Here is a 17583-nt window from a genome sequence, read left to right as displayed (position 1 = left end):
GTCATGAACATCAAGGTCGTACGAGGCAACCCGACCCCCGAGGAGCTGGCCGCCGCCCTGGCGGTGGTCCGCGCCCGCGCCGCGGCGGCAGCGACCGAGCCCCCCGGCGCCGACCCGTCCCCGAGGGACGCATGGTCCGACCCGTCAAGGATCGCGGCCCACCGCCTCCCCCAGCCGGGCCCCACGGCATGGACCCGCACGTACTGGCCCGGGTGAGCGGTGGTTCTTCAGGGGCGCGGGGAACCGCGCACCCAGCCATAACCCAGGGCCCGGATTTAAGTACCCGTACTCAGGCCCGCACCCCCCGCCAAGCCCCACGCTAGTGGCATGCTGTGGTCCGACCCCGAGAACGAGCCGCCCGAGGAACTGCGCAACATGCAGGACATGTTGCGCAGACTGGGCCTCTTCCTGGCGTTGGCCATGGTGCTCGCGATGATCGTGCTCGGCGTGGGGTGAGGGCCGCCGATACCCTGGCCGCATGACCGATCAGCCGCGCCGCCGTCTCGTCCTGGCCTCCCAGTCCCCCGCCCGCCTGAACCTCCTGCGCCAGGCGGGCCTCGCCCCCGAGGTCATCGTCAGCGGCGTCGACGAGGACGCCGTCAGCGCCCCCACCCCCGCCGAACTGGCCCTCGCTCTCGCGGAGGCCAAGGCGTCAGTGGTCGCCGCACTGCCGGAGGCGACCGGCGCGCTGGTGATCGGCTGCGACTCTGTGCTCGACCTGGACGGCGAGGCGCTGGGCAAGCCGGCCGACGCCGAGGAGGCCACCGCCCGCTGGAAGGCGATGCGGGGCCGGGCGGGCACGCTCCGGACCGGCCACTGCGTCCACGACACGGCCACCGGACGGTACGTCTCGGCCACCGCCTCCACCGTCGTCCGCTTCGGCGAGCCGACCGACGAGGAGATCGCCGCGTACGTCGCCTCGGGCGAACCCCTTTACGTGGCCGGGGCGTTCACGCTGGACGGGCGTTCGGCCCCGTTCATCGACGGCATCGACGGGGACCACGGCAATGTGATCGGCCTCAGCCTGCCCCTGGTACGCAAGCTGCTGGCCGAACTGGGCGTCGGCATCACGGAGTTGTGGGCGCCGGCGGACCGGTGAGCGGCGAGCCGCTGGTGTCCGGCCCGTCCTGGGGCGCGCTGTCCCGCGGCTCGGTCGCCGCGGGCGCCTCCTGGCCGTCGTAGGTCATCAGCAGCAGCACGATCAGGGCCAGGACGACGACCATGAACAGGAACTCGGGCCAGCCCATCAGCCCCCACGCGAACGCGCCCAGCAGGCCGTGCACGACCGCCGCGCTGATCAGCAGGATGCGGCCGAGGCCGGCCGGGCGGCGGTCTCGGAGGGCGACCAGCAGCGCGACCAGGCCGCAGAAGGCGAAGTAGAGGCCGAAGACGATGCCGCCGATCTTCGAGGACGTCGACATCACGTGCGGGTCGAGCCCGGCCAGGGACATGTCCTGACGGTCGACGACCACCCCGAGGAACCAGTTGAGCGCGGCGACGCCGAGCGCCTCGACGAAGAGCACGACCGCCACGATCCACGCCACCGGCCTGCGCACCACCGGGCCCACCCACTTCCGAGCTGTTCGAGTGCCGTCCGAGGCGGACGCCAGTTACCCCAAGTACGTTCGAGACATCCTGAACGCTACTAACGGGTAAACCGCGGGACAAGGGTTCGGCGGGCGGCAAAGAATCATTGGTCCGTTCGTAGGGACTCCACAAAGAAACGGAGTGGTCCGCAGCACGCTCTCACAGAGACCTTGACCACAGAGGAGGGCTAGGGTTTCGCAGAGGAGTCCTGCGTACCGAGGTGCGACAAGGGATTTCGCCGGTGGAGCAAGCCTCGCATCACGCTCCGTGTGGGCAAGCTCACCACTGGGGACGGGTCGATGCGCCGTGTCGGCAGTCCCTAAACTCGGCTTGTTTCAAGGAGGGAGCCTCAATCGTGCGCAAGGTGCTCATCGCCAACCGTGGCGAAATCGCTGTCCGCGTGGCCCGGGCCTGCCGGGATGCCGGCATCGCGAGCGTGGCCGTCTACGCCGACCCGGACCGGGACGCTCTGCATGTGCGCGCCGCGGATGAGGCGTTCGCCCTGGGCGGTGACACTCCGGCGAGCAGCTATCTGGACATCGGCAAGGTACTGAACGCCGCGCGTGAATCCGGCGCCGACGCCATCCACCCGGGCTACGGCTTCCTCTCGGAGAACGCCGAGTTCGCCCAGGCGGTCCTGGACGCGGGCCTGATCTGGATCGGCCCGCCGCCGCAGGCCATCCGGGACCTCGGTGACAAGGTCGCCGCCCGGCACATCGCCCAGCGCGCCGGCGCCCCGCTGGTCGCCGGCACCCCCGACCCGGTGTCCGGCGCCGACGAGGTCGTCGCCTTCGCCCAGGAGCACGGCCTGCCGATCGCCATCAAGGCCGCCTTCGGCGGTGGCGGCCGCGGTCTGAAGGTCGCCCGCACCCTCGAAGAGGTCCCCGAGCTGTACGACTCGGCGGTCCGTGAGGCGGTCGCCGCCTTCGGCCGCGGCGAGTGCTTCGTCGAGCGCTACCTCGACAAGCCCCGCCACGTGGAGACGCAGTGCCTGGCCGACACCCACGGCAACGTGGTCGTGGTCTCCACCCGCGACTGCTCCCTGCAGCGCCGCCACCAGAAGCTGGTCGAGGAGGCCCCGGCCCCGTTCCTGTCCGAGGCCCAGGTCGCGGAGCTGTACTCCTCCTCCAAGGCCATCCTCAAGGAGGCCGGCTACGTCGGCGCCGGCACCGTGGAGTTCCTCGTCGGCGCGGACGGCACGATCTCCTTCCTGGAGGTCAACACCCGTCTCCAGGTCGAGCACCCGGTCACCGAGGAGGTCGCCGGCATCGACCTGGTGCGCGAGATGTTCCGCATCGCCGACGGCGAGGAGCTCGGCTACGGCGACCCGGAGCTGCGCGGCCACTCCTTCGAGTTCCGCATCAACGGCGAGGACCCGGGCCGGGGCTTCCTGCCGGCCCCCGGCACCGTCACCACCTTCGCCCCGCCGTCCGGACCGGGCGTCCGCCTGGACGCGGGCGTGGAGTCCGGCAGCGTGATCGGCCCGGCCTGGGACTCCCTGCTGGCCAAGCTGATCGTCACCGGCGCCACCCGCGAGCAGGCCCTGCAGCGCGCCGCCCGCGCCCTGGAGGAGTTCCAGGTCGAGGGCATGGCCACCGCCATCCCCTTCCACCGCGCGGTGGTCACCGACCCGGCGTTCGCCCCCGAGCTCACCGGCAGCCAGGACCCCTTCACGGTCCACACCCGCTGGATCGAGACCGAGTTCGTCAACGAGATCAAGCCCTTCGCCGCCCCCGCCGACGCGGACACCGAAGAGGACCCGGGCCGTGAGACGGTCGTCGTCGAGGTCGGCGGCAAGCGCCTGGAGGTCTCCCTCCCCGTCTCCCTGGGCATGTCCCTGGCCCGCACCGGCCTCGCCGCCGGCGCCAAGCCCAAGCGCCGCGCGGCCAAGAAGTCCGGCCCCGTCGCCTCCGGCGACACCCTCGCCTCGCCCATGCAGGGCACGATCGTCAAGATCGCGGTCGAGGAGGGCCAGGAGGTCAAGGAGGGCGACCTGGTCGTCGTCCTGGAGGCCATGAAGATGGAACAGCCGCTGAACGCCCACAAGGCCGGCACCATCAAGGGCCTGTCCGCGGACGTCGGCGCCTCCATCACCTCCGGCGCCCCGATCTGCGAGATCAAGGACTGAGCCGCAGGGCAGACAGCCGTAGGACATCTCCTACGGCATCTTGTACGACACCCCGAGGCGCCCTGGGGGCCGGAGTTCCGGTCCCCAGGGCGCCTCGTTTTCCCCGTCCCCCGAGACGGTGGCCTACTTGGCGCGCACCCAGCCGGTGCCGTGCCGGGCGATGACCAGCCCCGCGCAGCCGAAGGCGACGGCGAGCAGCACGAAGGAGAGCACGACGAGCGGCATCAGGCCCATCACGTGCCCGACCACGTTGAGGGGCATGGAGACGATCAGCAGCCAGGCGGCCCAGGCCGGAATCGTCCGACCGCGCAGAAACGCCACCCCGAGCAGGATCGCGCCGACGACATGGGCCCCGATGAAGTAGAGAATCGGTCCGTTCACCACGGCCAGCCCGTTGATCCCGTCGACCGTCCGCACCAGGAGGTCCTGCCCTGCCCCCTCGTCGAGCCCGCCGAGCACCACGGTGTCCAGCGACGGGGTCGCGGTGACCGCCAGCAGCCCGGTGCCGAACAGGACGGCGCCCCACAGGCCGAGCCTGGCGGAGCGGGCGGTGGCGAGCAGTCCGACGGCGACCAGTCCCGGCGCGAACACCAGCGTCCCGACCGCCCACAGCCACAGGGACAGCTCGGTGGCGTCCTGGTTGCCGGCGATGGTGGCGACCAGGTCCCTGGTCGAGTCGTCGGTCTCGTAGGGGATGGCGAGGTTGGCCGCCGCGAACAGCAGGGGGCCCGTGGTGGCGCCGATCGCGGCCAGGAGACGCCCGGGAGCGGGCCGGCCGGTGCCGTCCTCGGCGGTGGTGGGCGTGCGTGACGGAGTCGTGGTCATGAGAGTCCCCCTCGGCGCGCGGCCCGGCGACGGGTCGCCTTCCGCCTTCCACCAGTGAAGCGACCCGGCCCGACCCCGGACCATCCGTCAATTCTGACGGATCGCGACATAACGCAACCAGTAAGCCCTTACCGGGTACACCGCGGGTGTGCGTCAGTCGGTGAGCAGCCCCAGGTCCCGTCCCCGCCGCAGCAGGGCCGCCGTGTGTCCCGCGTCCAGCTTCCGGTGCAGGGAGGCGATGTAGCCGCGCACGGTGGCGGGCGAGAGCCCCATCCGCCGGGCCGCCTCCGTCGCCGTACGCCCCCGGTCGAGGTGTCGCAGCGTCCGGTGCTCCTGCTCGGTCACCCCGAGCCGGTGGGCGACGGCACGCGCGCGGGCGAGATCACGCAGGACCAGCAGGGCGGGCCGCTCGGGACCGACGGCGGGCACGTACCGCACGTCGACCTGCCGGGCGGTGAAGGAGACACCCGCGGCGAGCCGGGGGTCGTCGCCCACGACGGCCAACAGGTCGGCGGCTACGGCGTTCAGCGGCTGCGGACGGCCGGCGCCGTCGAGGGCGGCGACCCCGTGCCCCTGGATCCCGGCGAGTTCGAGGGCGGCGGCGGTGAGCGCGAGCAGCCGTTCCCGCTCGGCGAACCGCCGTTCCACCAGATCGAGGTGGAGTTGGACGAAGCTCAGCAGATCCCGGTCCCGCTCGCTGAAGTCACCGCCGGCGCGGACCAGCGCGTACCCCTCGACGGCGGTGGTGTCCCGCCCGGCCGTGGCCACCAGGTGCCGACGCAGTCCGAAGGGCCGGAAGTCCAGGTTGTAGCAGTGCGTGCGCTCCCACTCACGGTCCCCGGCGACATCGCTCACCCGCCAGGCCCCCGGCCCGGCCGCACCCAGCATGAGCCCGGTGAGCGGGTGGTCCAGCGGATGGTCGTAGATCACCCGGGGATCCGCGTGAAAGGAGTCCGCGGGCCGCGACAGCGCGAAGACCTCGCCCCCGTCCGGCGAGAGCCGATACCGCTGCCCCGCGTCCGCGGGCACCAGCGCCATCACCCCGCCGAGCGCCCGCCCCCACAGTTCCTCGGCACAGTCGGCCCCCTCCAACTCCCGAACGAGCCCCCGCACCCGCCGAACATCAACAGCACTGACCTCCACGAGCACACTCCCCAGCACCCTCACCAAGGCACGGGCCACGGAAACACCCAGGTCAGCCCCACCCTCTCAGGGGCGCGGGGAACTGCGCGACCAGCCACAAGCCAGCCGCACCCGCCATACGACAGACGCTCCCGAGCTCTCAGGCGCCCCGTGACGGACCCTCAACGCCGACGAAGATCCGCAACCCGAGCCCGCTCCGCACCCGACGTACCGGACACCCCCGGCCCCTGCTCACCCAACACCGCGGCCGTACGCAACCCGGGGGCGGACCCCTGGACCTGCCCCCGCCGAGGCCCCGGCAGGGCCACGTCCCGGCGCTGTTGCTGCCGCGCCGGGACCCGATCACCCCCCGGGTTCTCCGACGCACCGGCCACGGCGATCTGCACCCCCTGATCGGCGAGCGCCTGAAGCTCCGTGGCGGCACGGTCGTCGTGCGCGGGCGGTTCGTCGGTCACCAGCCGCGTGATCAGATCGGTCGGCACGGTCTGGAACATGGTGTCGGTGCCGAGCTTGGTGTGGTCGGCGAGGACGACGACCTCGGCGGCGGCCTGGACCAGCGCCCGGTCGACGGACGCGGAGAGCATGTTGGACGTGGAGAGCCCCCGCTCGGCGGTGAGCCCGCTCCCGGACAGGAAGGCCCTGGAGACCCTCAGCCCCTGGAGGGACTGTTCGGCACCGCTGCCGACGAGCGCGTAGTTGGAGCCGCGCAGGGTGCCGCCGGTCATCACGACTTCCACCCGGTTGGCGTGGGCCAATGCCTGGGCGACCAAAAGCGAGTTGGTGACGACGGTCAGACCTGGCACGCGGGCGAGACGGCGTGCCAGTTCCTGTGTGGTGGTACCCGCCCCGACCACGATGGCCTCGCCCTCTTCGACGAAGCTGGCGGCGAGATCGGCGATGGCCGTCTTCTCGGCGGTCGCGAGATGTGATTTCTGCGGAAAGCCGGACTCCCGCGTAAAACCGCCCGGCAATACCGCACCGCCATGTCGGCGGTCGAGGAGTCCTTCTGCCTCCAGTGCGCGCACGTCCCGCCGTACGGTCACTTCGGAGGTCTGGACGACGCGGGCGAGCTCACGGAGCGACACGGCCCCGTTCGCTCGCACCATTTCGAGGATCAATTGGCGACGTTCTGCAGCGAACACGAAACTGACAGTAACCCCAACGACCGTCTGGTTTCAGCAGTTTGCGCCGAATAGCAGAAGTTGTTCGCACAGGAGGGCGGGAAGTGGTATAGGGCCTACGCCCGCCGACTATGCCGCACGAATGCTCGACAACTCGCTGTGACCAGCGAGCAATCGCTTTCGGCCGTCAGCCCTCGCCCGAGTCCTTCCGAGTGTGCAACTGCCGTGCCACCTCGGCGATCGAGCCGGAAAGAGAGGGGTAAACGGTGAACGCGTTCGCGATCTGTTCGACGGTCAGATTGTTGTCGACGGCGATCGAGATGGGATGGATGAGCTCGGAGGCACGAGGCGCGACGACGACACCGCCGACCACGATCCCGGTGCCCGGCCGGCAGAAGATCTTGACGAACCCGTCCCGGATGCCCTGCATCTTCGCGCGCGGGTTGCGCAGCAGCGGCAGCTTCACCATACGGGCGTCGATCTTGCCGCCGTCGACGTCGGCCTGGGTGTATCCGACGGTGGCGATCTCGGGATCCGTGAACACGTTCGAGGACACGGTCTTCAGATTCAGCGGGGCCACCGCGTCACCGAGGAAGTGGTACATGGCGATCCGCCCCTGCATGGCCGCCACCGAGGCCAGCGCGAACACCCCGGTCACGTCACCGGCGGCGTACACACCGGGAGCCGTGGTCCGGGAGACCTTGTCGGTCCAGATGTGCCCAGATTCCCGGAGCCGCACCCCGGCCTCCTCCAGCCCCATCCCGGCGCTGTTGGGAATGGCACCGACGGCCATCAGACAGTGCGAGCCACTGATGACCCGCCCGTCGGCCAGGGTCACCTCGACCCGGTCCCCCACCCGCTTGGCGGACTGGGCCCGAGACCGAGCCATGACGTTCATGCCGCGCCGCCGGAAGACCTCCTCCAGCACGGCCGCGGCGTCCGGGTCCTCACCGGGCAGCACCCGGTCCCGCGACGACACGAGCGTGACCTTGGACCCCAGCGCCTGATAGGCGCCGGCGAACTCGGCACCGGTCACACCGGACCCGACCACGATGAGCTCCTCGGGAAGCTCGTTCAGGTCGTACACCTGGGTCCAGTTCAGAATCCGCTCACCGTCGGGCTGCGCGTCGGGCAGCTCACGGGGATGCCCACCGGTGGCGACAAGCACGGCGTCCGCGACGAGAGTCTCCTCACTCCCGTCGGCGGCCCGCACCACGACCTTCCGCGACCCGTCGAGGGCCTGCATCCCCTCAAGCCGCCCACGCCCCCGGAGCACCCGCGCCCCGGCCCGCGTCACACTCGCGGTGATGTCGTGCGACTGGGCCAGCGCGAGCCGCTTCACACGCCGGTTGACCTTCCCCAGATCAACCCCGACCACTCTCGCCGCCTGCTCCATGGGCGGAGTGTCGTCGGCGACGATGATCCCCAATTCCTCGTACGACGAATCGAAGGTGGTCATCACCTCGGCCGTGGCGATAAGGGTCTTCGACGGCACGCAGTCGGTGAGCACCGACGCCCCGCCCAGACCGTCGCAGTCCACGACGGTCACCTCCGCGCCGAGCTGGGCGGCCACCAGGGCCGCCTCGTATCCGCCGGGTCCGCCACCGATGATCACGATCCGAGTCACGTACTCCATTGTCCCGCACGACTCGCCGTGCCACCGTCCGGGGCCCCGCCCGAGATACCACTGTTACGGGAGTGGCCGCCTTTGGCCCTGCCGTACCCTCTCCCCATGTCGCTCTATGCCGCGTACTCCGGCAACCTCGACGCCCGGCTGATGAGCCGCCGCGCCCCGCACTCCCCGCTGCGCGCGACGGGCTGGCTGAACGGCTGGCGGCTGACCTTCGGCGGCGAGCACATGGGCTGGGAGGGCGCCCTGGCGACCCTGGTCGAGGATCCCGACGCCCAGGTCTTCGTCGCCCTCTACGACATCGCGCCCCTGGACGAGGACTCCATGGACCGCTGGGTGGGCGTCGGCCTGAACATCTACCGCCGCGCCCGCATGCGCGTCCACACCCTGGACGGCCAGGAGCCGGTCTGGACCTACGTCCTCAACGCCTACGAGGGCGGCCTCCCCTCGGCCCGCTACCTGGGCGAGATCGCCGACGCGGCGGAATCGGCGGGCGCCCCGCACGACTACGTGATGGAACTGCGCAAGCGGCCCTGCTGACACCCCTCTGGTTGGAAACGACAAGACAACGATCGCCATCCCGTGCGCTCTGTCATCTACGCGCGTAGGCCCAAACCGGCTACCCTCTTCGCGTGAACGCATCTCTTCTTCCGGACGACATCCAGGACGATCCCCACGCCGCAGCCGACGCCGCTGCCGCGCGCCTGCGCGAGCTGACCGGCGCCGAGACCCACGACGTCGCCCTCGTGATGGGCTCCGGCTGGGCACCCGCCGTGGACGCCCTGGGCACCCCCGACGCCGAGTTCCCGGTGACCGAGGTCCCCGGTTTCCCGCCCCCCGCCGTCGAGGGCCACGGAGGCAAGATCCGCTCGTACACCCTCGGCGCCAAGCGCGCCCTGGTCTTCCTGGGCCGCACGCACTACTACGAGGGCCGCGGCGTCGCCGCAGTCGCCCACGGCGTCCGCACCGCGGTCTCGGCCGGCTGCAAGACGATCATCCTCACCAACGGCTGCGGCGGCCTCCGCGAGGGCATGCGCCCCGGCCAGCCGGTCCTGATCAGCGACCACATCAACCTGACCGCGACCAGCCCCATCATCGGCGCCAACTTCGTCGACCTCACCGACCTCTACTCCCCCCGCCTGCGCGCCCTGTGCAAGGAGGTCGACCCCACCCTCGAAGAGGGCGTCTACGCCCAGTTCCCCGGCCCCCACTACGAGACCCCGGCCGAGATCCGCATGGCCCGCGTCATCGGCGCGGACCTCGTCGGCATGTCCACGGTCCTCGAAGCGATCGCCGCCCGCGAGGCCGGCGCGGAGGTCCTGGGCATCTCCCTCGTCACCAACCTCGCCGCCGGCATGACCGGCGAGCCCCTCAACCACGAGGAGGTCCTCCAGGCCGGCCGCGACAGCGCCACACGCATGGGTTCCCTCCTCACCCAGGTCCTCTCCCGCGTGTAGCCTGCGGCCGGCTGAGCGGTAGGGGGGTGCCGCGGAAGGTCGTAGGGCGGCTGCGGGCCCGTCGTGGCTGGTCGCGCAGTTCCCCGCGCCCCTTAGGTGGGAGGGGTTGCCGTGCGCCTATCGGGGTGCCTCGTGAGGTCGTAGGGCGGCTGCGGGCCCGTCGTGGCTGGTCGCGCAGTTCCCCGCGCCCCTTAGGTGGGGAAGCCGCCGTTGGACATGATGTACCGGCTGCCGTGGGCGTCGTAGCCGCCCACGGCGGTAAGGGGACGGGGCGGGGGGTGTCCGCCCGCAGCGGCCGGCGTCCGACACGCAGCACTACCCGGAAAAAGAGCACCGCCGGACCGAGGACGGACACCCCCCGCCCCGGCCCCGACCCACCCCACAACCGTAGGCGCTACGCGCACCCCCACCGAAGCCGCACAGCGCGCCGCAGGCATCCGCAACGAACGACAGACGACAGACGAGAGGGCTGACCGACCGTGCAAGACGACCTCATCGCCCGGGCCAAGGCATGGCTGACCGAGGACCCCGACGCGGAAACCCGCGCCGAACTCGCCAAGCTGATCGACGCCGAGGACGTCCCCGAGCTCACCGCACGCTTCGCCGGCACCCTCCAGTTCGGCACCGCGGGCCTGAGAGGCGAACTCGGCGCCGGCCCCATGCGCATGAACCGCTCCGTCGTCATCCGAGCCGCCGCCGGCCTGGCCGCGTACCTCACGAAGCAGGGCCACACCAACGGCCTCGTCGTCATCGGCTACGACGCCCGCCACAAGTCCGCCGACTTCGCGGCGGACACCGCCGCCGTGATGACCGGAGCGGGACTCCGCGCGGCCGTCCTCCCCCGCCCCCTCCCCACCCCCGTCCTGGCGTTCGCTATAAGGCACCTCGGCGCGGTCGCCGGTGTAGAGGTCACCGCCAGCCACAACCCGCCCCGCGACAACGGCTACAAGGTGTACCTGGGCGACGGCTCCCAGATCGTCCCGCCCGCCGACGCCGAGATCGCAGCGGAGATCGCGGCGATCGCCTCCCTGCACGACGTCCCCCGCCCCACCACCGGCTGGGACACCCTCGACGACGCCGTCCTCCAGGCCTACCTGACCCGCACGGACGCCGTACTCGCCCCCGCCTCCCCCCGCACGGCCCGCACCGTCTACACCGCGATGCACGGCGTCGGCAAGGACACCTTCCTCGCCGCCTTCGCGCGCGCGGGCTTCCCGCCCCCCGTCCTCGTCCCCGAACAGGCGGACCCCGACCCGGAGTTCCCGACGGTCGCCTTCCCCAACCCGGAAGAGCCCGGCGCGATGGACCTCGCCTTCGCGGTGGCCCGCGAGACGAACCCGGACCTGATCATCGCCAACGACCCGGACGCGGACCGCTGCGCGGTGGCCGTAAAAGAAAAAACAGACTGGCGCATGCTCCGAGGCGACGAGGTAGGCGCCCTACTCGCAGCACACCTGGTCAACCGCGGAGCGCGGGGCACGTTCGCGGAATCCATCGTCTCCTCCTCCCTCCTCGGCAGGATCGCCGAGAAGGCGGGCCTCCCCTACGAGGAGACCCTCACCGGCTTCAAGTGGATCGCCCGAGTGGAGGGCCTCCGCTACGGCTACGAGGAGGCCCTCGGCTACTGCGTCGACCCCGAGGGCGTCCGCGACAAGGACGGCATCACCGCGGCCCTCCTGATCACGGAACTGGCCTCGACGCTCAAGGAGGAGGGCCGCACCCTCCTGGACCTCCTGGACGACCTCGCCGTGGAGCACGGCCTGCACGCCACGGACCAGCTCTCGGTCCGCGTGGAGGACCTGTCACTGATCACCGCCGCGATGGACCGCCTCCGCGAGCACCCCCCGACCCACCTCGCGGGCCTGCCCATCACCCGCACCGACGATCTCACCCGGGGCACCGCGAAGCTCCCGCCCACCGACGGCCTGCGCTACACGCTCGACGGCGCCAGGGTCATCGTCCGCCCGAGCGGCACGGAGCCGAAGCTGAAGTGCTACCTGGAGGTGGTGATCCCGGTGGAATCGCACGCAGACCTCCCGCCGGCCCACACCCGGGCACGGACACTCCTCACCACGATCAAGCAGGACCTCTCCACAGCCGCAGGCATCTGACTCCGCACCCCAACCCAACCCACCCCAGCCCAACCCACCCCATCGAGTGATTTACCCCGGCGCATTGACCCAGGCTCCCCACCCCGCCCCACCCCCCGGGCAACGGTGGTTCGGAAGCACCCCCGAACCACCCTGGAGCCCGCCGTGCCCCCGACCACACCCACACCCACCCTCGGCGGCCCCACCCCGGCCCCCCACCCCCTCGGAGAAACCCCACCCCTCACAGACAGAACAGGCACCCGGGCCACCCGCGCCACCCGAGCCCGCGAGGCCCTGACCCACGCAACCCCCGCCCTCCTCGCCTACCTGGCCGTACGCACGACGACCCTGCTGCTGCTCACCGTCTGGGCGCACCACGAACACGAGCCCGTCTGGCCGATCCTGGCGACGCAGTGGGACGCGGACTGGTACCTCGGCATCGCCGACCACGGCTACGCGCACGACCTCGGCACCCGGTACGACGCGAACAACCTGGCGTTCTTCCCGCTGTACCCGTACCTGATGAAGGCGATCGCGGTGATCACCCCCGGCTCCCGGGCGAGCACCGGCCTGGCCATCGCGGTGGTCTCGTCGTTCGTCGCGGCGTGGGGTGTGTTCAAGGTCGGCGACCACCTGCACGGCCGCCGTACGGGCATCCTCCTGACCACCCTCTGGGCGGCGCTCCCGGCGGGTCTGGTGCAGTGGATGGGCTACACGGAGTCCCTGTTCACGGCGTGCGCGGCCTGGTCGTTGTACGCGGTCCTGACCGGCCGCTGGCTGTCGGCGGCAACCCTGGCCGTGTGCGCGGGCCTGACCCGCCCGACGGGGATCGCGGTGGCGGCGGCGGTCTCGCTCACCGGCCTGCTCACCCTGCTCCTCACGCTGCGCCGCCACCACCGTTTCGAGCCCCGCGTCCTCGCCGCCGCGATCGTCGCGCCGCTCGGCTGGTGCGGATACGTCGGCTGGGTGGGCCTGCGAGTGGGCCGCTGGGACGGCTACTTCGCCGTACAGCGGCTGTGGCACAACGAGCTGGACGGCGGCGGATACACCCTGCGCCGGATGCGGGAGCTACTGCTGAACAATCCCACCCCGCAGCTGTTCCTGGTGATGGTGACGCTGACCCTGCTCGCCGCGGCCGTGCTCTTCGTCCTGTCGGTCTGGGACCGCCAGCCGTTCGCGCTGCTGGTGTTCACGGGCGTCCTGCTGGTGATCGTGCTGGGCAGCGCAGGCGTGTACTTCCCGCGCGCCCGCTTCCTCCTGCCGGCGTTCCCGCTGCTGCTCCCCCTGGCCCTGCACCTGTCCCGGGCCTCGGCCCGCTACCGCGCCCTGATGCTGACGGCGGCGCTGACATGCGGCGGGTACGGCAGCGCGTACATGGCGCTGGTGTGGCCGGCGGCGCCGTGATGTGGCGGCTCGACCGTAGAAGCGACCGGGCTCACCCCACCACCAGCAGAATCACCAACAACACGCCCCCCGCCACCGCCGGCCCCAGGATCTCGTAGGCCCACCGCACCACGACCTCGCCCTGCGCCGACTCCGCCGCCCCCCGGGCCTCGTGCAGCTCCCGCAGCTGGTCCATGACCTGATCACTCTCGGCCCGCACAGGCCCGTCCGAAACGGCTCCACGCCCGGAACCACCGAAGGCGCCGGAACCACCGGAGCCCCCCACCGGCCCACCCCCCTGCGCAACCCTCCGCGCCTCCCGCCGAGCCGCCTTGTTCCGAGCCCGCAGCGACACCGGAATGGCCCACAGCTGGAACTTCGCACCGGACTTGGTCAGCGCTTCGTTGGAGTAGCCGGAGCGCAGGGTCTCGATCTGCCCCCAGGGCAGCAGGACGATCCGGAAGGGGTTGCGCACCCGCAGCCGGTCCTGGCCGACGAAGACGGCGGGCCGCAGGGTGAAGGCGGTGACCAGCGGAACCACGAGCAGCAGAGCGGCGAGGGCCCGCCACGGCGTGCTGCCCTTCCCGGCGACGACCGCGTCGACGCCGAGCCACAGGGCGATGCCGAGGAGCAGGACGCCGCCCACGATGGCCGCGGCCGAGCGGTGCACGTGCTCCTTGTACTGGGGGTCCGGGGTCGTCATGCCCCCGATTCTGCCTCAGCCCCACGACGAAGGAACGATCGCCTCCTCACCCGGGCCGCCGCTTGAGACTCACCCAGGCCACCGCTCAAGGCCCACCAGGAACCACCTCCCCGGGGTGTACAGCCGCTACGCGCGTAGATATGCTCGTCTGGTGACCATGCCCACCACTGCACCCGCCGCACGAGCTCTCGCCGACGTCACCGCGTCCGACGGCACGCTGCGCCGCTTCCTCCACGGGCTGCCCGGCGTCGACGCGGTCGGCCTGGAGGCGCGCGCCGCCTCGCTCGGCACCCGTTCCATCAAGACGACCGCGAAGGCGTACGCGATCGACCTCGCCATCGCGATGGTCGACCTGACCACGCTGGAAGGCGCGGACACCCCGGGCAAGGTCCGGGCGCTCGGCGCCAAGGCGGTCCGCCCCGACCCGACGGACCGGACGACCCCGTCGACCGCGGCCGTCTGCGTCTATCCGGACATGGTGGCGACCGCCAAGGCGGCCGTCGCCGGCTCCTCCGTGAAGGTCGCCTCGGTGGCCACCGCCTTCCCGGCGGGCCGCGCCGCGATCGGCGTGAAGCTGGCCGACGTCCGCGAGGCCGTCGCGGCCGGCGCCGACGAGATCGACATGGTCATCGACCGCGGGGCGTTCCTCGCGGGCGACTACATGAAGGTCTACGACGAGATCACCGCCGTGAAGGAGGCCTGCGGGACGAGCGCCCGCCTGAAGGTCATCTTCGAGACGGGCGAGCTCTCGACGTACGACAACATCCGCCGCGCGAGCTGGCTCGGCATGCTGGCCGGGGCGGACTTCATCAAGACCTCGACCGGCAAGGTCGCCGTCAACGCCACCCCGGCGAACACGCTCCTCATGCTGGAGGCCGTACGCGACTTCCGCGCGCAGACCGGAGTCCAGGTCGGCGTGAAGCCCGCCGGAGGCATCCGCACCACCAAGGACGCGATCAAGTTCCTCGTGCTGGTCAACGAGACCGTCGGCGAGGACTGGCTGGACAACCACTGGTTCCGCTTCGGCGCCTCCTCGCTCCTGAACGACCTGCTGATGCAGCGTCAGAAGCTGGCCACCGGCCGCTACTCCGGCCCCGACTACGTGACGGTGGACTGATCACCATGGCATCGGTATTCGAATACGCACCGGCCCCCGAGTCCCGCTCGATCGTCGACATCGCCCCCTCCTACGGCCTGTTCATCGACGGCGAGTTCACCGAGGCGGCCGACGGCAAGGTCTTCAAGACGGTCTCCCCCTCCACCGAGGAGGTCCTCTCCGAGATCGCCCAGGCGGGCGAGGCGGACGTCGACCGCGCGGTGAAGGCGGCCCGCAAGGCCTTCGAGAAGTGGTCGGCACTGCCCGGCTCCGAGCGCGCGAAGTACCTGTTCCGCATCGCCCGGATCATCCAGGAGCGCAGCCGCGAACTGGCCGTTCTGGAAACGCTCGACAACGGCAAGCCCATCAAGGAGACGCGCGACGCCGACCTCCCCCTGGTCGCCGCGCACTTCTTCTACTACGCGGGCTGGGCCGACAAGCTGGACCACGCGGGCTTCGGCACCTCGCCCAAGCCCCTCGGCGTGGCCGGCCAGGTCATCCCCTGGAACTTCCCGCTCCTGATGCTGGCGTGGAAGATCGCCCCGGCACTCGCCACCGGCAACACGGTGGTGCTCAAGCCCGCCGAGACGACCCCCCTGTCCGCCCTGTTCTTCGCGGACATCTGCCGCCAGGCGGGCCTGCCCAAGGGTGTCGTCAACATCCTCCCGGGATACGGCGACACGGGCGCCGCGCTGGTCGCGCACCCGGACGTGAACAAGGTCGCCTTCACCGGTTCCACGGCCGTGGGCAAGGAGATCGCGAGGACCGTCGCGGGCACCCGCAAGAAGCTCACCCTCGAACTGGGCGGCAAGGGCGCCAACATCGTCTTCGACGACGCCCCGATCGACCAGGCGGTGGAGGGGATCGTCAACGGGATCTTCTTCAACCAGGGCCAGGTGTGCTGCGCGGGCAGCCGCCTGCTGGTCCAGGAGTCGATCCAGGACGAGCTGCTGGACTCCCTCAAGCGCAGGCTCTCCACGCTCCGCCTCGGTGACCCGCTGGACAAGAACACGGACATCGGCGCGATCAACTCCGCCGAACAGCTCTCGCGGATCACCTCGCTCGTCGAGCAGGGCACGGCCGAGGGTGCCGAGCCCTGGTCCCCGGAGTGCGAACTCCCCTCGTCCGGCTACTGGTTCGCCCCGACGCTCTTCACGAACGTCACCCAGGCCCACACCATCGCCCGCGACGAGATCTTCGGCCCGGTGCTGTCGGTGCTGACCTTCCGTACGCCCGACGAGGCGGTCGCCAAGGCGAACAACACGCAGTACGGCCTGTCCGCCGGCATCTGGTCCGAGAAGGGCTCCCGGATCCTCGCCGTCGCGAACAGGCTGCGCGCGGGTGTCGTCTGGTCCAACACGTTCAACAAGTTCGACCCGACCTCGCCGTTCGGCGGGTACAAGGAGTCGGGCTTCGGCCGCGAGGGCGGCCGCCACGGCCTGGAGGCGTACCTCGCCCCGTCGAGCCCGGAGGGCGAGCGTTAAATGAATGCAGTTGAGCGACTTACCGTCCTGAAGACCTACAAGCTGTACGTGGGCGGCAGGTTCCCGCGTTCCGAGAGCGGCCGGGTGTACGAGGTGACCGACTCGAAGAACAACTGGCTGGCGAACGCCCCGCTCTCCTCCCGCAAGGACGCCCGTGACGCGGTCGTCGCGGCCCGCAAGGCGTTCGGCGCCTGGTCCGGCGCGACGGCGTACAACCGCGGCCAGATCCTCTACCGCGTGGCGGAGATGCTGGAGGGCCGCAAGGCGCAGTTCACGCGCGAGGTGGCCGACGCCGAGGGCCTGTCGAAGTCGAAGGCCGCGGACCAGGTGGACGCGACGATCGACCGCTGGGTCTGGTACGCGGGCTGGACCGACAAGATCGCCCAGGTGATCGGTGGCGCGAACCCGGTCGCGGGCCCGTACTTCAACCTGTCCTCCCCCGAGCCGACGGGCGTGGTCGCCGTCCTGGCCCCCCAGAAGTCGTCCTTCCTGGGCCTGGTCTCGGTCCTCGCCCCGGTGATCGCCACGGGCAGCACGGCGGTCGTGGTGGCCTCCGAGCACGCCCCGCTGCCCGCCCTGTCCCTGGGCGAGGTCCTGGCCACCTCGGACGTCCCCGGCGGCGTGGTCAACATCCTCTCGGGCCGCACGGCGGAGATCGCGACCCCGCTGGCCTCCCACCAGGACGTCAACGCGATCGACCTGGCGGGCGCCGACGAGCTCCTCGCCAAGGAACTGGAGATCGCGGCGGCCGACAACCTCAAGCGCGTCCTTCGTCCACAGCCTGTGGACAAGGTCGACTGGTCGGCGACCCCGGGCATCGACCGCATGACGGCGTTCCTGGAGACGAAGACGGTCTGGCACCCCACGGGCTCGCTGGGCGCGTCGGGTTCGTCGTACTGACGACGAACCGCTGAGACCGGAGAGCCGCGCCTCCCC

At 71.1% G+C, this 17583-nt stretch carries 17 protein-coding genes; 11 read left to right on the top strand and 6 right to left on the bottom strand.

Going from position 1 to position 17583, the window contains the following annotated elements:
• Positions 1-3: 3 nt before the first annotated feature.
• The 3 genes from K4B79_RS11185 (at position 4) to K4B79_RS11180 (ending at position 1099) form a co-directional block, all read left to right on the top strand.
• Positions 4-216, top strand: coding sequence for an acyl-CoA carboxylase epsilon subunit (locus K4B79_RS11185; protein ID WP_232026343.1), 213 nt, complete (start codon positions 4-6; stop codon positions 214-216).
• A gap of 111 nt (positions 217-327) precedes the next feature.
• A complete protein-coding gene (mmpB, locus tag K4B79_RS47715) occupies positions 328-456 on the top strand; it encodes a morphogenic membrane protein MmpB (RefSeq protein ID WP_269463374.1) in 129 nt (42 codons plus the stop codon).
• Positions 457-478: 22 nt separating this feature from the next.
• Positions 479-1099: a Maf family protein gene (locus tag K4B79_RS11180; RefSeq protein ID WP_232026342.1), complete on the top strand. Its 621-nt coding sequence runs from the start codon at positions 479-481 to the stop codon at positions 1097-1099.
• On the opposite strand, the gene K4B79_RS11175 is transcribed toward K4B79_RS11180, so the two are convergent.
• The gene (locus tag K4B79_RS11175; protein ID WP_232026341.1) at positions 1068-1559 is read right to left on the bottom strand and encodes a hypothetical protein; all 492 of its coding nucleotides are present in this window, start codon (positions 1557-1559) and stop codon (positions 1068-1070) included. The genes K4B79_RS11180 and K4B79_RS11175 overlap by 32 nt on opposite strands.
• A 383-nt stretch (positions 1560-1942) precedes the next feature.
• Here K4B79_RS11175 and K4B79_RS11170 point away from each other — a divergent pair, with 383 nt between their 5' ends.
• Positions 1943-3715: an acetyl/propionyl/methylcrotonyl-CoA carboxylase subunit alpha gene (locus K4B79_RS11170; RefSeq protein WP_232026340.1), complete on the top strand. Its 1773-nt coding sequence runs from the start codon at positions 1943-1945 to the stop codon at positions 3713-3715.
• 123 nt (positions 3716-3838) lie between these two features.
• Here K4B79_RS11170 and K4B79_RS11165 read toward each other — a convergent pair whose 3' ends face one another.
• The 4 genes from K4B79_RS11165 to K4B79_RS11150 form a co-directional block, all read right to left on the bottom strand.
• The gene (locus K4B79_RS11165) at positions 3839-4540 is read right to left on the bottom strand and encodes a hypothetical protein (protein ID WP_232026339.1); all 702 of its coding nucleotides are present in this window, start codon (positions 4538-4540) and stop codon (positions 3839-3841) included.
• A 153-nt stretch (positions 4541-4693) separates the two neighbouring features.
• A complete protein-coding gene (locus K4B79_RS11160) occupies positions 4694-5653 on the bottom strand; it encodes a helix-turn-helix transcriptional regulator (protein ID WP_232026338.1) in 960 nt (319 codons plus the stop codon).
• Positions 5654-5844: 191 nt separating this feature from the next.
• Positions 5845-6825, bottom strand: a complete 981-nt coding sequence (locus K4B79_RS11155) for a DeoR/GlpR family DNA-binding transcription regulator (protein ID WP_308280430.1) — start codon at positions 6823-6825, stop codon at positions 5845-5847.
• A 166-nt stretch (positions 6826-6991) separates the two neighbouring features.
• Positions 6992-8440, bottom strand: a complete 1449-nt coding sequence (locus K4B79_RS11150; RefSeq protein WP_232026336.1) for an NAD(P)H-quinone dehydrogenase — start codon at positions 8438-8440, stop codon at positions 6992-6994.
• Positions 8441-8536: 96 nt separating this feature from the next.
• Here K4B79_RS11150 and K4B79_RS11145 point away from each other — a divergent pair, with 96 nt between their 5' ends.
• From K4B79_RS11145 to K4B79_RS11130, 4 genes are all read left to right on the top strand, one after another.
• Positions 8537-8974, top strand: coding sequence for a gamma-glutamylcyclotransferase (locus tag K4B79_RS11145; protein ID WP_232026335.1), 438 nt, complete (start codon positions 8537-8539; stop codon positions 8972-8974).
• A 92-nt stretch (positions 8975-9066) separates the two neighbouring features.
• A complete protein-coding gene (locus tag K4B79_RS11140) occupies positions 9067-9891 on the top strand; it encodes a purine-nucleoside phosphorylase (RefSeq protein ID WP_232026334.1) in 825 nt (274 codons plus the stop codon).
• 479 nt (positions 9892-10370) lie between these two features.
• Entirely contained in the window at positions 10371-12002 is a 1632-nt protein-coding gene (locus K4B79_RS11135) for a phospho-sugar mutase (protein ID WP_232026333.1), read from the top strand.
• 144 nt (positions 12003-12146) lie between these two features.
• Positions 12147-13385, top strand: coding sequence for a hypothetical protein (locus tag K4B79_RS11130; RefSeq protein ID WP_374208455.1), 1239 nt, complete (start codon positions 12147-12149; stop codon positions 13383-13385).
• A 31-nt stretch (positions 13386-13416) separates the two neighbouring features.
• Here K4B79_RS11130 and K4B79_RS11125 read toward each other — a convergent pair whose 3' ends face one another.
• The gene (locus tag K4B79_RS11125) at positions 13417-14067 is read right to left on the bottom strand and encodes a PH domain-containing protein (RefSeq protein WP_232026332.1); all 651 of its coding nucleotides are present in this window, start codon (positions 14065-14067) and stop codon (positions 13417-13419) included.
• 151 nt (positions 14068-14218) lie between these two features.
• Between K4B79_RS11125 and deoC the strand changes: the two genes are divergently transcribed.
• From deoC to K4B79_RS11110, 3 genes are read left to right on the top strand one after another with little or no spacing between them, the layout of a single operon-like run.
• The gene (gene deoC, locus K4B79_RS11120) at positions 14219-15184 is read left to right on the top strand and encodes a deoxyribose-phosphate aldolase (RefSeq protein WP_374208454.1); all 966 of its coding nucleotides are present in this window, start codon (positions 14219-14221) and stop codon (positions 15182-15184) included.
• A 5-nt stretch (positions 15185-15189) separates the two neighbouring features.
• Positions 15190-16647, top strand: coding sequence for an aldehyde dehydrogenase family protein (locus tag K4B79_RS11115; RefSeq protein ID WP_232026331.1), 1458 nt, complete (start codon positions 15190-15192; stop codon positions 16645-16647).
• Positions 16648-17547, top strand: coding sequence for an aldehyde dehydrogenase family protein (locus K4B79_RS11110; protein WP_232026330.1), 900 nt, complete (start codon positions 16648-16650; stop codon positions 17545-17547).
• The last annotated feature ends 36 nt before the right edge of the window (positions 17548-17583 follow it).

The sequence above is a fragment of the Streptomyces lincolnensis genome, assembly GCF_021173675.1.
In the GTDB taxonomy this organism is placed as follows: domain Bacteria; phylum Actinomycetota; class Actinomycetes; order Streptomycetales; family Streptomycetaceae; genus Streptomyces; species Streptomyces lincolnensis_B.
The sequence above is the reverse complement of the archived record's forward strand: the minus strand, read 5'-3'. Positions and strand labels throughout refer to the sequence as shown.

Coding starts and splice junctions, on each gene's coding strand:
- K4B79_RS11185 (WP_232026343.1), top strand. CDS start 4: ATGAACATCAAGGTCGTACGAGGCAACCCGACCCCCGAGGAGCTGGCC.
- mmpB (WP_269463374.1), top strand. CDS start 328: ATGCTGTGGTCCGACCCCGAGAACGAGCCGCCCGAGGAACTGCGCAAC.
- K4B79_RS11180 (WP_232026342.1), top strand. CDS start 479: ATGACCGATCAGCCGCGCCGCCGTCTCGTCCTGGCCTCCCAGTCCCCC.
- K4B79_RS11165 (WP_232026339.1), bottom strand. CDS start 4,540: ATGACCACGACTCCGTCACGCACGCCCACCACCGCCGAGGACGGCACC.
- K4B79_RS11150 (WP_232026336.1), bottom strand. CDS start 8,440: ATGGAGTACGTGACTCGGATCGTGATCATCGGTGGCGGACCCGGCGGA.
- K4B79_RS11145 (WP_232026335.1), top strand. CDS start 8,537: ATGTCGCTCTATGCCGCGTACTCCGGCAACCTCGACGCCCGGCTGATG.
- K4B79_RS11125 (WP_232026332.1), bottom strand. CDS start 14,067: ATGACGACCCCGGACCCCCAGTACAAGGAGCACGTGCACCGCTCGGCC.
- K4B79_RS11115 (WP_232026331.1), top strand. CDS start 15,190: ATGGCATCGGTATTCGAATACGCACCGGCCCCCGAGTCCCGCTCGATC.
- K4B79_RS11110 (WP_232026330.1), top strand. CDS start 16,648: ATGAATGCAGTTGAGCGACTTACCGTCCTGAAGACCTACAAGCTGTAC.